Consider the following 13,106-nt stretch of genomic DNA (forward strand, 5'->3'; position numbering starts at 1 on the left):
AAAGTTATCCTGTAGGTAAAGTTTCCTTAAAAAAATCCAAGTGGCAAAAATTGTTGTAACTCTGATACAAGTCTCGGTAGTTATTGTCGATATCAAATTCTGGGTGCCTCAAGTTAACATAATCGACAATGATCACCAGCCACACATTTAAAATGGAGAACGACTCATCTCCCCGTGAGTTTATGCCTTGATCGAAATAATTGAGTCCCCTGGTAATCGCCTGGCGAAAACGCTGCGAGAAAAACTCGGAGGCAACTTCTTCCGGTTCATCTCTGCGATATTTTTCCCCTCGCAACATAATACAGCTGTCGACCAAGCCCTTGCATAGGGAAACATCTGCCCGATATTGCCAGTCCTTTTCCAAGCGAGCGGTTAATTTACCTGCGCCTAGCTCTCTGTCGAGATACAGGGCGATCACCTCGCTGTCCATCATTGACTGACCGGGCCCCAAAAGCAAAGCAGGCACCTTGACCAAGGGGTTGGCTTCCAGCAGTTTTGGGGAGTTGTCATACGGGTGCAATGCGATTTCGGTTATCTGATTTTGCAGCTGGTAGTACCTCATCACCACCCGCGCTACTCTGGCATAAGGTGAATTGGGCGAATACAATAATTCCATTATCTACTCCTGTTTATAAGTGATGTTTCATGCCTTCATGGGAATCAACAAAGCCGAGTTGCTTGTAAAATTCAATAGCTCTAGGTCTTTGTTTGTCTGAAGTCAGTTGCACCAGATGGCAGCCCTTGACTTTTGCCTGTTCGATCGCCCACTCAAACATTTTCTGTCCCAGACCTTCACCGCGATAATCATGGGAGATTCTCACCCCCTCAATCAAGGCGCGCCATCTCCCCTGATAGGTAAGATAGGGGATGTAAGTCACTTGCAGCATGCCTACCACCACATCATCTATTTCCACCACCGTCAGCTGGTTATTCTGATCCCGGTCAATAGCATCAAAAGCATGGTAATAGCTATCGGGCAAAGGTTCGGCGTAGTTCTCCCTTTTTTTTCCCAATTCGTCATCCGCTAACATAGCTACCAGGATAGTGACATCTTCGCGCCGGGCATTTCTAAATTTTATTTTTTGAGTCATAGATAAACATTCCATTTTTATTGAGCCATGGCGGTGTTAACACAGGCCATTTATTTTTTCACACTAAATCTGGAGCAAGCCATAAACAATAGTAAGGAAACCAGCCATAAATCAGGCAGCGCATATTGTAATCCTTCAAGCCTCCAAAGAAACGACGCCAGGTATAAACCGGATATACCAAACAGGATCAAACACATAAAATTTACCATGAGCGAGAATTTAGGGTTTAAATTAAGTTGATCAGATCCAGGGGCAAAACAATACTAGGCTACTCTACTGCCCAATATATTTTTCAAACTGAAAGATTATCTGTTTACAGCATTACCTCACTTTCCATTCTTCTTGTATAAGTCCGGGTGCCTTTTTAAAAAAGCTGAGGTGCCCGGCGTCTGGTTCAAGCTGATCTCGCCCTTTTCTACCAACACCCCGCCGGCAATAGAGTTATCCACCATGGTTATGCTGTCGACTTCGATACTATCCAAGAGGGAACTTAGCTGGCAGATCGCGGAAATCCCAACATAACTCTCTGGCATACAGCCCATCATGACTTGCATATCCAATTCACGTGCCCGTTTGATCAGTTGTAATGCCGGGGTAATACCGCCGGACTTCATCAACTTCACGTTACACTTGTCAAAGGCCAGGCTGCAGCGGTCTATGGATACTAGCGAAGTACAGCTTTCATCGGCGGTAAAGATGATCTGACTGCTTGCTTTCAACTCCGCCATTTCCTGCCAATGGTCGACTGGCAAAGGCTGTTCTATCTCTGTTACGCCAAGTGCATCAAATAGGGGTACCTTCTCCTTAGCCTCTTCAAAGGTCCAGCCACAGTTGACATCAACAATAATCGGCTGGTCAGTGACCTCCCGGGCCATTTGTAAGATTTTGATATCATTATCGCTGCCCAGCTTGATTTTCAGCGCTGGCCAGTGCAAGGCCTGGAGGATCCGCTCACGCATCACTTTTGGCTCGGCCAGTCCGATGCTCAGGTTAGAGCGGGGAAGATCTGTCGCCGACAAGTTCAAGACCTGGTATAGGGGGAGCCCCTGACGACGGGCATACAGATCCCAGTAGGCGACATCTATCGCACACTTGAGAAACGGAAATCCCTGTAATAGCTGATCCAGCTTTAACCAGAAGTCCTGGGGATGCATGCCTGCACACTCGGCAATCAGCCGCTGTACAGCTGCTTGTTGTGCCATCATCAGCTCGATATTTGCCTGGTAGACATCCGCCATAAACTCGGTTGCTTCCCCCAGGCCAATGTGCTCGCCATCACTGATGGCCACAAAAAGGCAGCGGAGATCTTTGTATTTCTCCCTAGAAACACCAAACTCATAACTGAGAGAGATTTGATCTGGAATAAAATGTACGTTAAACAGCATCATCAGATTCCAAAATCAAAATCGATTTCATTTTCGATTTCCAAATCAAACACTATATGCTTCAGGCCTGAATAGTCCCGTATCAGGTTTTTCTTGGATACAGTTAATTCGCAGTCACCGATGATAGTGTCTACTTTTTTGAAATTAAGCTGTTCCAGAGTTGCTCGCCAAACGCTATAATCATTGGCAACAAAGGCTTTCAAAGCCAAAGGCAGAAAATCAACAAAATAGCGCTTTTGTTTTTTATTCATATTGGCATAAATCGACTTGGCTACTTCAAAGCAGATTTTGGCATGGCCGTATTCATCCAGATTATGTGCTTTGGCAATATCGCAGTGCACTTGCTGGATATCTTTCGCGTCCTCAAGCAGGCTCAAGTAGGCGTTGATACTGATCTCTGACACTATGGCCCAGACCACTGTCAGCAGGTCTTTTTGCCAGCTTTCGGTGGCATCCTCCTGCGCCTTCAAAAAGTGGCGGTAAGATACTGAATGGGGTAGCACCAGCTTGTTGAGGGCGCGGATCCTTTTGGTGGCGAAGTTTGCCGACATATGCATATAGGTATGATAATGCTCATCAATCAAAGCCTGAATCATGTTTTTCTTCATGCTTTCATAATGCGTTCCGGGAAACTTGTCTGTCATCATCAGATAAAAGGCCGGATTTGCGACATTCTCCTCCGCTGTGATGGTATTGTTATTGTAGTTAACCCAAGCATGTGACAATAACTTAAATTTCAGGTCCGCATCATGGGCCTGGAAATCCGGATGTTCCCAGAAAGGGATCAAGGTGGACGGGTAATCAGGCTTGCTCTCATCTAGTAGTTTTTCATGAAAAACCGGAGCTTGCTTCACGGTGGCACGACGATCCCAGCTGCCAGCGATCCGGGTAAGTTTAGCTGTCATATTTTCTACAGAAAAATTATCCATTACATTTCCATTAATATTTATTTTTTCAAAGGGTAATCTGCCGCTTTATTTATTCGAAATATCTTCATTCAGTTGCCAGCTCACATGCTGGGTGAGCCAGGATTCCAATTCATCTAGATATTCCCTCACTTGCCTGTAGCCTGCGCCTGTGACCACTGCCTGCAGAATATTGTCTGCTGCTTTTTGTCCCTTATCAAAGGCTTGCCCCTGATGCGCATTCGGCAAATAATACTTGACCCATTCAAACGGCAAGGTTTCCGGTATAGCGGTTAACACCCCGTGCTGTGGCGGCAGTAAAATCCAGCCTGCCACTTGATGCTCTTTGGGTAGATCCGCAAGCACTTGCACGAACGACTCAGGTTGAGATTGCCCTTGCAGAGCCAGATCATCAAGGCGATAGCCAGTAACGGCCTCCAAGGTTTCCATGATGGGGCCTCCTCCAGCTCGGCAGGCGATTTCGCAGAAAACCAGCTTATTTTCCGAGGTGGAAAACAACTCAAGATGAAAAGGTGAAACGTCGTCAAAAGTAAAGATCCCCACGACTTCTTCACTCGCCGACTTGAGCTGTTCAAAAAGGGGATGATCAGCATCTAGCATATAACTACCTATACTCTTACCCTCTTGGTAGGAGAGGCAGGAACTGCGGTAACAGGAAATATGGATCAGCCGGATCTCGCCATTAACCAATATGCCATCTATATGGTACATGTCCCCTTCGATGAAACTTTCAATCAGATAGCTCTCTGATATTTCCTTGTAATCAAACAAGCTTGAGGAAAATAGCCGCTTGAGCTGCTGCTCATCACGAAGGATAAAAGTGTTGCTTCCGCCAGAACCTGAAACCGGTTTGATGACCACGGGGTAGCCGTGTGCTTCAATAAAACAGATGATGTCAAATGGCACGGATACAGGGGCGTAATCCGGCACGTTAAAGTTCGCTGCAGCCACTTTATCTTTCATCAGCAACTTATTGCGAAACGCCAGAGCATTGCCAAAGCTCAGCTTGCCATTGGCAATTATGTCATTGAGTGCCGATACCCTTAAAACATCGCCCTCCGAAACGCCAAAAACAGCCAGTCTCGGGGTTTCACGGGCAAGTTCTAGGGCTTTGAACTCGACTGCACCGTTATTATGAAAGTTATCAAAGCGATAACATTTCAGGTTGTCGGCAAGCGGCACCTCGGTCGACTCGCCTGTCAGAATATAAACGCGTTCATATTGCGCCATAATCCTCGCCAAGACGTTAGATACAATCGATTTACCTAAAAAAAACAAAGCGTCCATAGCTCAGCTCCTGACCAGTTCGTTTATCGTGCGCGCAGGATCAAAATGATGCTCAACCGAGAGAAAATCTTCCAGTTCTCCCTGACTCAGGGGCAGTGCTTGTATCCGCTTTTTTTCCGTCGCTAGCTCTTTGTCACCTGCAACTAGGATCTCTTTCCCCGATTGTGGAGAGCTGTTACGTACCGAGTCCATATAAGCGGTCAGATTCTGCTTAAATTCTTCTATAGGCATGAAACGCCCGGGATCCAGCGCAAGGACAAAATGGCTTACATCCCTTTTTTTATCAAACGGCTCCCTATCCAGGTGGCTCATTTTTAATCCTAAAGTAGAGCCGGTCAGCACAGAGCACATGATTTCCACCATCATAGCCAGACCTTGCCCCTTATAGCCTCCTAAAGGTAAGAGTCCCTTCAGGGCTTCGATCGACTGGCAGGCTTCGCCCTGCGCATCGATGGCCCATTCCTTGGGCGGCTGCTCGCCGTTTCGAAACATACCCTTCACCTTAGAATACGAAATCTGGCTTGTAGCCATGTCTAGGCAAAAGGGCTGCTTTGTGCTCGGAGCGGTGAAACAAATCGGATTGGTGCCAAACAGCTGGTCTAGGCCGCCGAACGGCACTACACGAGGTGCGGCATTGGTCATTACTATGCCGAGAAAATCATGTTCTGCCAGCCAACGTCCGTATAGCTGAGCAGCACCAAAATGGTTAGAATTCGTCACACAAACCACGCCACAACCGCTGTCAAGTGCCAGTTCCCTGGCTAATTCCGCTGCCTTAAATCCAGCAAGAAAACCCAGACTTTGTTGAGCATCCAAGCGGCTCAGCGATGAGGATAATCTGTCGACCTTAAATCTCTGGCTTGAGCGGACCCTGCCCCCGACTAGCTCTTTGACATAAGTTGGAAATAAACGAATACCATGGGTATCAACTCCCCATTGCGTCGACTGAACCATGGCCCGGGTTGCGAGCAAAGCATCTTCTCGACCAAGCCCGAGTGACATCAATCCTTCGCTGATATAGCTTTCGATATTTTGAACTGAAATCTCCATTAGGCGGCCTCTTCTTTATCGGACAACCAGAAGCGTAGCAAATGGCGGCTTTTATCCTGGAAAGCGGCGCGGCCATGCAGCATGCGGTGATTATCCCAAATCAACAGGCAATTCTCCGGAATACATATACTGACCTTGTTTTTCTCGCATTCATCAAGTAATTTGTTAAATAACTCCTGATGTTCGATGATCAGCGGTTCGAGCTCCTGACCTTTCACCGACACGGGATTGAGATCCCCCCAAGTGAATAAGTTGGTGCTGAAATTAATCTGCACCCTACCGTCCTCGTTGGAAACCACAACGTTTTTACACGAGCTGGCACTGGACTCATCGGAATAATTGCCTTTGGTCTGGAAATTGACAGGCAAGCTGCAGCATGTCTGCCATTGCGCCCTGTCCAGTTTAGAAAGAACCCGGTAACCGTCATAAATATGGGTTTCACCGAGTTCCTTCGCTGGCTGTAGGCAATATAAGGCCAGGTACTTAGGCGGCTTTTTTAAGGCAACCCCTTCAGTATGGGGACCAATTTCCCCGTGGGCCTGAGAAAGAGGTAAGTTACCGTACTGTTTTTTGGCTTTAACTTCATTGACCAGCTGGCCGTCATATTGGCGATCGAGTTTCCAGTGCTGATCTAAAAACTGATGGCAGCTTTCCTCATCTTCCAAGCCTTCAACTAGGGCAAAACCCACCGTTTTCAGGAGCAAACTAATGGCAGTCTTATCGGCCGTAGTACAATACATCACAATAGATATCCTTAATTAGTCTTCTGTTCCATAACACAGTGCGGTGTAATCATCGATGATAACTCGGGTCACATCCGAACCGGTAAACACATGGCCATCGAGTTCCCTGACCGCCGTAACTTCACAGGCGGTTCCCGTGATGAAAGCTTCGGAAAAACTGCTAATTTCTTCTAGCAAGATTTCCCTTTCGACAATTTTCAGCTGTCGCTTAGCGGCAAGCTCGAACACGGTTTGCCGAGTAATGCCATTAAGAATGTTATCGGTTTTAGGGGTATGTAATTCATTGCCCGAGCAAAAGAAAATATTGGCACTGCTGGCCTCGGCAACCGCGCCGTTCAGGTCTAGCAATAGGGCATCATCGAAGCCTTTACGCATGGCTTCATGCTTGCTTAAAGTCAAAATCATATAATGGCCTGATGCTTTTGCTTCGATCGGCGCCGACTGAGGATCCGGACGCCGCCAGTTCGCCACACACATGCGGATCCCTTCGAGTTTTTTCTCTTTGGTGTAATAGCTCGGCCATTGCCATGCGCATATGGCGGTATGGATTTTGTTATCTGGGGCAAAGGTCGCGATAGAATCGCTGCCTCGCCACACCACAGGGCGCACATAGGCGTCTTCCAGCTGGTTGGTGGCAATCACCTCCTTGGTGGCAATTTCCAGTTCCTCTGAGGTATAGGGGATCTCCATATCCATGATCTCGGCAGATTTGAATAGGCGGGCGATATGTTCCTTGATTTTGAACACCTTGCCCCGATAACTCCTTTCTCCTTCATAGACACAGCTTGCATAATGCAAACCATGGGTAAGCACCGGAATATTCGCGTCTTCCGCTTCCAGATACTGACCATCAAACCAAACTTTACCAACAGTTTTAATAAAACTATTCATTATTTATTCTCCATCATTTTAAAAACTTGTCCTATGCGCATAAATAGCCATTATCTGATCCTAAAGTACGTGATGTTGCCTTTTACAAATCGAAACGGTTAAGCTGGAAGCTGAGACCCACCTCATGTTGGGGTAAAAATTCAGGCTAGGGAGATTCTGGTCACAAATTCGATTGGATTGATTTTAAAGCTGGAAGTTTCGAAATGTAGGCTATTAAAAATAAGGCTAACGAAGCCGATACTAAGGATGCGTATAAAGCAGTTTTTAAACCAAAATATTGCGCAATAAAACCAGCAACCGAAGTACCTAACAGCATCCCGATTCTCATCATATTTATATAGTATGCAGAAGCCATACCTCCCTTATTAGGGAATGCATCTTGAATGAGACTAATACCTAACCCTATAAAAACCCCGAAAAACAAACCATTGAAAGCCTGACTCAAGATAAGAAGTGGGATTGTAGTAACATACTGTATTAATAAATAATAAATAACCGCACAAATGAATCCAAATGCCATTAATTGTTCTTTTCCGTATTTTTCTGAAGCTCTGGCAGCGTAGAGCATGACTGGTATTTCAAACATAGCTGTTATCCCTAGGAGCAATCCAGGGAAATACAATGGTATGCTTAGCTCTTGAGTTAAATATAGTGGCATTATCGTTAGATAAACATGATTTGCTAAGTTGCCTAATAAAATGACCAGGCCTAAAAGTAAGGCGAATATTGGAACGGCTGAAGGTTGACCTTTTGGCGGTGATGGAGGTTCAATTATTTTGTTAAATGTCGGAAGATATTTTATAGTCAGAATCATCACAAAAACAGATAGAGTAAAAACAATATAAAAGTTTGCAATGTATCCCCATGAGTCCGCGACTATAAAAGCTAGGGCTGGACCAACAATCCAAACAGCAGAAACACCTGATCGCATTTGTGTATTTAAGCTAGTGATATTTTGGCCGGATTGGTCTGCAAACCTTTTAATCATAGATAATAACAAAGGTATACTGGCGTTACCCGGCCCCAATAGAATTGTACCTACAGCTAATGCTTGCCATGGTTCAGTGACAAAAGTAAATGAGACAGAAGAAATCATAATGCAGACAACTGATATTATAAATAGCAAGCGGTCATTGACCCCTTTATCTGCCAATGCTCCGAACAGGTGGCTAAAAAATATTCCTGAAAGGGCGACGCTCACACTGTAGTAAGCAATGAATGATAAGCTTGCACCAATACCATCTACTAGGTAAACGCTCATTACCGGCAATATAAATGCATACGAAAATGCATTTAAACTATTGATTATAAATAAATTTCCAGAAATTCCTTCAATAAATCCTCTCACTATAGAGATCCTCTTAATGAAACTTTCTTGGGTAGATTACTCGCTTGGGCTGATAGACAATCTAAATCGTAGTTGTAGGGACGTTGTAACAATATTTCTATAAGTAGTGGATGATCTGGGTTCTTCTCTATAAATTGGACTTCCATGTTTCCTCTATTTTGAGGCTTAACGTATCAAATGTGATGGAATCATCGACAGACAATACCGTCAGGTTCATTTCAAAGGGAGAAGAAACAGCTTGGAAGCTTTGGACTTTAAATGTCCCGGAGACCCCTGAAACTTCAAAGGTGAAATCTATTCGATTTACCATACTCTACGACTCTTATAATAATGAAAAACTGAACGGGAAATAGTTCACCGTTTCGCATTAAGCTGCTGAAATCTAATGTATTGTAATTAATTTGTCAATGGAATGATTAAATTTTGTTAACTTATGTAACATGTTCTGATCCAGCTAAACTGGACACTTCATTAAAGGGAGCTATAGTCAAATCTGGTGTACGACTTCCAGCGCAGTATCCTGTTGATCGTCCTGATTTGAGCGGATGCCATCTTTGAGGTCTTTCCCTTCAATGACATCCCCAAGTAACTTGAAGCCTCTTAATCTACGCCAGTTGGCTTCAGCGGTTTTCATTAATTTAAATGCCATGGTCATTGTCGTCGTCCGACTACCACAACTCTTGGTTTTATTGGTTCTCAACCGAACCGTTGCAAACATTGACTCAATAGGGTTTGACGACCGAATATGAGTCCAGTGCTCTGCTGGAAAATCATAGAATGCCAGCATTTCTTCTTTGTCTTTAGCCAAGCACTCTACTGCCCTGGGGTACTTGGCTTCGTACCACTTTTTGAAAGCACCGTAGGCGCGATAAGCATCATCCCGAGTCTCTGCCATCCAAATATCATGTAAGGACTCCTTCATTCGCGGTTGTACTGATTTAGGGACTTTGTTGAGTACATTAGCGGTCTTGTGTACCCAACATCGTTGCTGCTTCGTTGTCGGCCAGTGCTTTGTTACGGCATTCCAGACCCCAAGTGCTCCATCAGCGATAGCAAGCTGTGGCGCGCTCATTAAGCCTTGTGAAGTCAGTTGATTCAAAACTTCAAGCCAACTCGCTTCTGATTCTCGAAAACCATCGACAACTGCGAGCACTTCTTTTCGGCCTGTTTCATCCACCCCAAGCATAACAAGCAGACACAGCTTGTTATCCATACGCACTTTACTGTAGATACCGTCGGCCCAGACATACACAAACCGACGTTTACTGAGATCTCGCTTACGCCATTGGTGATAGTCTTCTCCCCACTATGCCTTAAGACGAAACACGGTATTGGGAGACAAGCCACCGGCATGTTTTCCAAGTAATGATTCTAAAGCGGGCTGCATGTCGCCCGTCGATATCCCACGTAAGTAGAGCCAAGGAATAAACTCTTCTAGGTGCTTAGTTCGCTTCAAGTATGGGGATCAAACGGCTATTGAACTTGATCCCGTTTTTAGAGCGATCACTAACCTTCGGGATCTTCACCTTGATGTCACCCAGCTCAGTTTGTATCGAGCGCTCAGGCTGATAACCGTTGCGTACTGCGTATTCCGGAGCAATCAGGACACCGATTCCGCAATTATCCGGACACCCATTCCCCCCTGTGTCAGCATAGTTGTCTCCTATTTATTTAACTTATTTAAGGAGACAACATGGCAAGGCCTGCAATTGATTTAGAGGTAAGAGAGCAAGGAAGAGTTTGGTTACTTCCCCCATATAGTTATTCGGTTCGGCATATTGCTGATAAATTGGATGTTGGGAATGGAACAGTTAACAAGTGGAGACAAGAATTGAAAGAAGAAGGTTTGCTGCCAACTAATGACGACGGAGGGAGTGTAAATTACAGTGCCGAACAGATATTCTCTTTTGTTATTGAGACGGCCACAATGTCCGAGCATGAGCTATCTGCCTACTGCCGAGAAAAAGGCCTCTTCGTGGAACAAGTAAAAAAGTGGCGAACTGCATCCATTCAAGCTCACCAAACGCAAAGTGAAAGTAAACACAAACAAGACTCTCAACGCCGTGCAGATAAGAAAAGAATCAAGGCACTAGAAAAAGAGTTGGCCCGAAAAGATAAAGCCTTAGCGGAAACTGCTGCCCTCCTTGTTTTGCGGGAAAAGTTCAATGCCCTCTGGGAACCAAGCGAGGAAGATTAACTCCTCTCTCTGAGCGGCTAAAAATAGTTACATTCATTGAAGAAGCTATCAATAGTGGAGCGACTAAAACTAGAGCGTGCAGCTGCGTTGGGATATCGATAAGGACGATGCAACGCTGGGTGAAAGACGACGGGCTACTTGCAAAAGCGACAAAATGTACTGATTACAGGCCCAACAGGTGCGGGAAAAACCTACGTGGCATGCGCGCTGGCCACCCAAGCTTGTGAGCAACTCTACAGCTCTCGTTATTATCGCTTAAGCCGATTGCTGGACGATTTGAGCTCAGGGCGCTTAGACGGCACCTACCAAAAACAGCTTCAAGCTCTGGCGAAGAAACAACTTCTGATAATCGATGATTGGGGAATGGAAAAACTCACCCCAGATCATGCAGGACATTTACTTGAACTACTCGAAGATCGCTATCAAGTGAACAGTACCATCATGGTCAGCCAACTCCCAGTAAAGGAGTGGTATAACATGATCGGCAACGCGACCGTCGCAGATGCACTGCTAGATCGGCTACTGCATAATAGCCACCGCATAGAATTAGGAGGAGAGTCAATGCAAAAACAGACGGAAATCATAGAGACGGCTCGATAACAATATCGAGCAATCACGCACTTTTTTCGTACTGAATCAAATGGGGCGAGATATACCAAAACGATTTCTGTCCAGAAATCAGCCATACCCAAAATAAGCAGCCAAATAAACCCCAAAAGTTTCGATCTTAGGTTTCCTCTGACAGGTGATGAAGAGTACTCTGGATAAAGTGATAGCCATAAAAAATCGCCTCTAATAATAGAGGCGATGTTTAAGAAAGCGAACTAAAAGAGCAGTGTTTACTGGCCTTTAACTTCTTTAAGACCGTTGTAAGGAGCACGTTCACCTAGCGCTTCCTCGATACGGATTAGCTGGTTGTACTTAGCAACGCGATCAGAGCGGCTCATAGAACCCGTTTTGATTTGACCTGCTGCTGTACCAACTGCTAGATCAGCAATGGTTGCATCTTCAGTTTCACCACTACGGTGAGAGATCACAGCTGTGTAGCCTGCATCTTTAGCCATCTTGATAGCAGCTAGTGTTTCAGTCAGAGAACCAATTTGGTTAAACTTGATCAAGATTGAGTTAGCAATGCCTTTCTCAATACCTTCAGCAAGGATCTTAGTATTGGTTACAAACAGATCATCACCAACAAGTTGGATCTTGTTGCCAAGTAGCTCAGTCTGGTGCTTAAAGCCATCCCAGTCAGACTCATCTAGGCCGTCTTCGATAGAAACGATTGGGTACTCTTCAACTAGACCAGCTAGGTAATGGTTAAACTCTTCAGAAGAGAAGATTTTACCTTCACCTTTCATGTTGTAGTTACCCGCTTCTTTGTCGTAGAACTCAGATGCAGCACAGTCCATCGCTAGCGTCACGTCTTTACCAAGCTCGTAACCCGCGAGTTCAACCGCTTCTTTGATTGCTGCAAGTGCAGCAGCGTTTGATTCTAGGTTAGGCGCAAAACCACCTTCATCACCAACTGCTGTGCTCATGCCTTTCGCTTTCAGTACTTTAGCTAGGTTGTGGAAAACTTCTGCACCGATACGTAGACCTTCTTTCAGAGTTTTAGCGCCAACAGGCTGAATCATAAACTCTTGAATATCAACGTTGTTATCTGCGTGTTCACCACCATTGATGATGTTCATCATAGGCAAAGGCATAGAGAATTGACCTGGAGTACCGTTAAGCTCAGCAATATGCTCAAATAAAGGCATACCTTTGGCAGCTGCCGCAGCTTTAGCATTCGCTAGAGAAACAGCTAGGATAGCGTTAGCACCGAAGTTAGATTTGTTTTCTGTACCATCTAGGTCAATCATAACCGCATCAACAGCAGCTTGATCTTTCGCATCTTTACCAACTAGAGCGTCTGCAATCGCACCATTTACTGCTTCGATTGCTTTTAGAACACCTTTACCTAAGAAACGTGCTTTATCACCATCACGAAGCTCAAGAGCTTCACGTGAACCTGTAGAAGCGCCAGATGGTGCTGCTGCCATACCAACAAAGCCACCTTCTAGGTGCACTTCAGCTTCAACGGTTGGGTTACCACGTGAGTCGATAATTTCACGACCTAGAACTTTAACGATCTTAGACATTGATGATTCCTCTCGTTCAAATATAAATGTCAAACTTAAAAGGCAGCAGC

At 45.2% G+C, this 13,106-nt stretch carries 12 protein-coding genes and 2 pseudogenes; 2 read left to right on the forward strand and 12 right to left on the reverse strand.

Annotated features, from left to right (window positions below; all coding sequences use genetic code 11):
• Positions 1–4: 4 nt before the first annotated feature.
• From MHN79_RS13755 to MHN79_RS13805, 11 genes and pseudogenes are all read right to left on the reverse strand, one after another.
• The gene (locus MHN79_RS13755) at positions 5–616 is read right to left on the reverse strand and encodes a glutathione S-transferase family protein (RefSeq protein ID WP_239173362.1); all 612 of its coding nucleotides are present in this window, start codon (positions 614–616) and stop codon (positions 5–7) included.
• Between the two features lie 13 nt (positions 617–629).
• The gene (locus tag MHN79_RS13760) at positions 630–1,091 is read right to left on the reverse strand and encodes a GNAT family N-acetyltransferase (protein WP_239173363.1); all 462 of its coding nucleotides are present in this window, start codon (positions 1,089–1,091) and stop codon (positions 630–632) included.
• A 326-nt stretch (positions 1,092–1,417) separates the two neighbouring features.
• A complete protein-coding gene (locus MHN79_RS13765) occupies positions 1,418–2,479 on the reverse strand; it encodes a dipeptide epimerase (RefSeq protein ID WP_239173364.1) in 1,062 nt (353 codons plus the stop codon).
• Positions 2,479–3,405 carry a diiron oxygenase gene (locus MHN79_RS13770; RefSeq protein ID WP_239173365.1) on the reverse strand — a complete coding sequence of 309 codons (927 nt, stop codon included), beginning with the start codon at positions 3,403–3,405 and terminating at the stop codon, positions 2,479–2,481. Before MHN79_RS13770 ends, MHN79_RS13765 begins: the two co-directional genes overlap by 1 nt.
• A gap of 45 nt (positions 3,406–3,450) precedes the next feature.
• Positions 3,451–4,689 (reverse strand): ATP-grasp domain-containing protein, encoded by a 1,239-nt coding sequence (locus tag MHN79_RS13775; RefSeq protein WP_239173366.1) that lies wholly within the window; start codon positions 4,687–4,689, stop codon positions 3,451–3,453.
• A gap of 3 nt (positions 4,690–4,692) precedes the next feature.
• The gene (locus tag MHN79_RS13780; RefSeq protein ID WP_239173367.1) at positions 4,693–5,739 is read right to left on the reverse strand and encodes an Ldh family oxidoreductase; all 1,047 of its coding nucleotides are present in this window, start codon (positions 5,737–5,739) and stop codon (positions 4,693–4,695) included.
• Complete coding sequence (locus tag MHN79_RS13785; protein ID WP_239173399.1) at positions 5,739–6,479, reverse strand: TauD/TfdA family dioxygenase; 741 nt, start codon at positions 6,477–6,479, stop codon at positions 5,739–5,741. The genes MHN79_RS13780 and MHN79_RS13785 overlap by 1 nt, the downstream gene beginning before the upstream one ends.
• Before the next feature lie 18 nt (positions 6,480–6,497).
• Complete coding sequence (locus MHN79_RS13790; protein WP_239173368.1) at positions 6,498–7,373, reverse strand: branched-chain amino acid aminotransferase; 876 nt, start codon at positions 7,371–7,373, stop codon at positions 6,498–6,500.
• A 160-nt stretch (positions 7,374–7,533) separates the two neighbouring features.
• Entirely contained in the window at positions 7,534–8,721 is a 1,188-nt protein-coding gene (locus tag MHN79_RS13795; RefSeq protein ID WP_239173369.1) for a sugar efflux transporter, read from the reverse strand.
• 127 nt (positions 8,722–8,848) lie between these two features.
• Positions 8,849–9,031: a hypothetical protein gene (locus tag MHN79_RS13800; protein WP_239173370.1), complete on the reverse strand. Its 183-nt coding sequence runs from the start codon at positions 9,029–9,031 to the stop codon at positions 8,849–8,851.
• A gap of 177 nt (positions 9,032–9,208) precedes the next feature.
• Positions 9,209–10,304, reverse strand: a pseudogene (locus tag MHN79_RS13805) (IS256 family transposase); the annotation flags it as partial.
• 110 nt (positions 10,305–10,414) lie between these two features.
• Between MHN79_RS13805 and MHN79_RS13810 the strand changes: the two are divergent.
• Positions 10,415–10,918 carry a hypothetical protein gene (locus MHN79_RS13810; protein WP_239173371.1) on the forward strand — a complete coding sequence of 168 codons (504 nt, stop codon included), beginning with the start codon at positions 10,415–10,417 and terminating at the stop codon, positions 10,916–10,918.
• A 135-nt stretch (positions 10,919–11,053) separates the two neighbouring features.
• Positions 11,054–11,518 (forward strand): annotated as a pseudogene (locus MHN79_RS13815) (ATP-binding protein); the annotation flags it as partial.
• A 239-nt stretch (positions 11,519–11,757) separates the two neighbouring features.
• Here MHN79_RS13815 and eno read toward each other — a convergent pair.
• A complete protein-coding gene (gene eno / locus MHN79_RS13820) occupies positions 11,758–13,056 on the reverse strand; it encodes a phosphopyruvate hydratase (protein WP_114786990.1) in 1,299 nt (432 codons plus the stop codon).
• Positions 13,057–13,106 lie beyond the last annotated feature (50 nt).

This window comes from Vibrio sp. Of14-4 (genome assembly GCF_022347625.1).
Taxonomy (GTDB): domain Bacteria; phylum Pseudomonadota; class Gammaproteobacteria; order Enterobacterales; family Vibrionaceae; genus Vibrio; species Vibrio pristinus.

Coding starts and splice junctions, on each gene's coding strand:
- MHN79_RS13755 (WP_239173362.1), bottom strand. CDS start 616: ATGGAATTATTGTATTCGCCCAATTCACCTTATGCCAGAGTAGCGCGG.
- MHN79_RS13760 (WP_239173363.1), bottom strand. CDS start 1,091: ATGACTCAAAAAATAAAATTTAGAAATGCCCGGCGCGAAGATGTCACT.
- MHN79_RS13765 (WP_239173364.1), bottom strand. CDS start 2,479: ATGATGCTGTTTAACGTACATTTTATTCCAGATCAAATCTCTCTCAGT.
- MHN79_RS13770 (WP_239173365.1), bottom strand. CDS start 3,405: ATGGATAATTTTTCTGTAGAAAATATGACAGCTAAACTTACCCGGATC.
- MHN79_RS13775 (WP_239173366.1), bottom strand. CDS start 4,689: ATGGACGCTTTGTTTTTTTTAGGTAAATCGATTGTATCTAACGTCTTG.
- MHN79_RS13780 (WP_239173367.1), bottom strand. CDS start 5,739: ATGGAGATTTCAGTTCAAAATATCGAAAGCTATATCAGCGAAGGATTG.
- MHN79_RS13785 (WP_239173399.1), bottom strand. CDS start 6,479: ATGTATTGTACTACGGCCGATAAGACTGCCATTAGTTTGCTCCTGAAA.
- MHN79_RS13790 (WP_239173368.1), bottom strand. CDS start 7,373: ATGAATAGTTTTATTAAAACTGTTGGTAAAGTTTGGTTTGATGGTCAG.
- MHN79_RS13800 (WP_239173370.1), bottom strand. CDS start 9,031: ATGGTAAATCGAATAGATTTCACCTTTGAAGTTTCAGGGGTCTCCGGG.
- MHN79_RS13810 (WP_239173371.1), top strand. CDS start 10,415: ATGGCAAGGCCTGCAATTGATTTAGAGGTAAGAGAGCAAGGAAGAGTT.
- eno (WP_114786990.1), bottom strand. CDS start 13,056: ATGTCTAAGATCGTTAAAGTTCTAGGTCGTGAAATTATCGACTCACGT.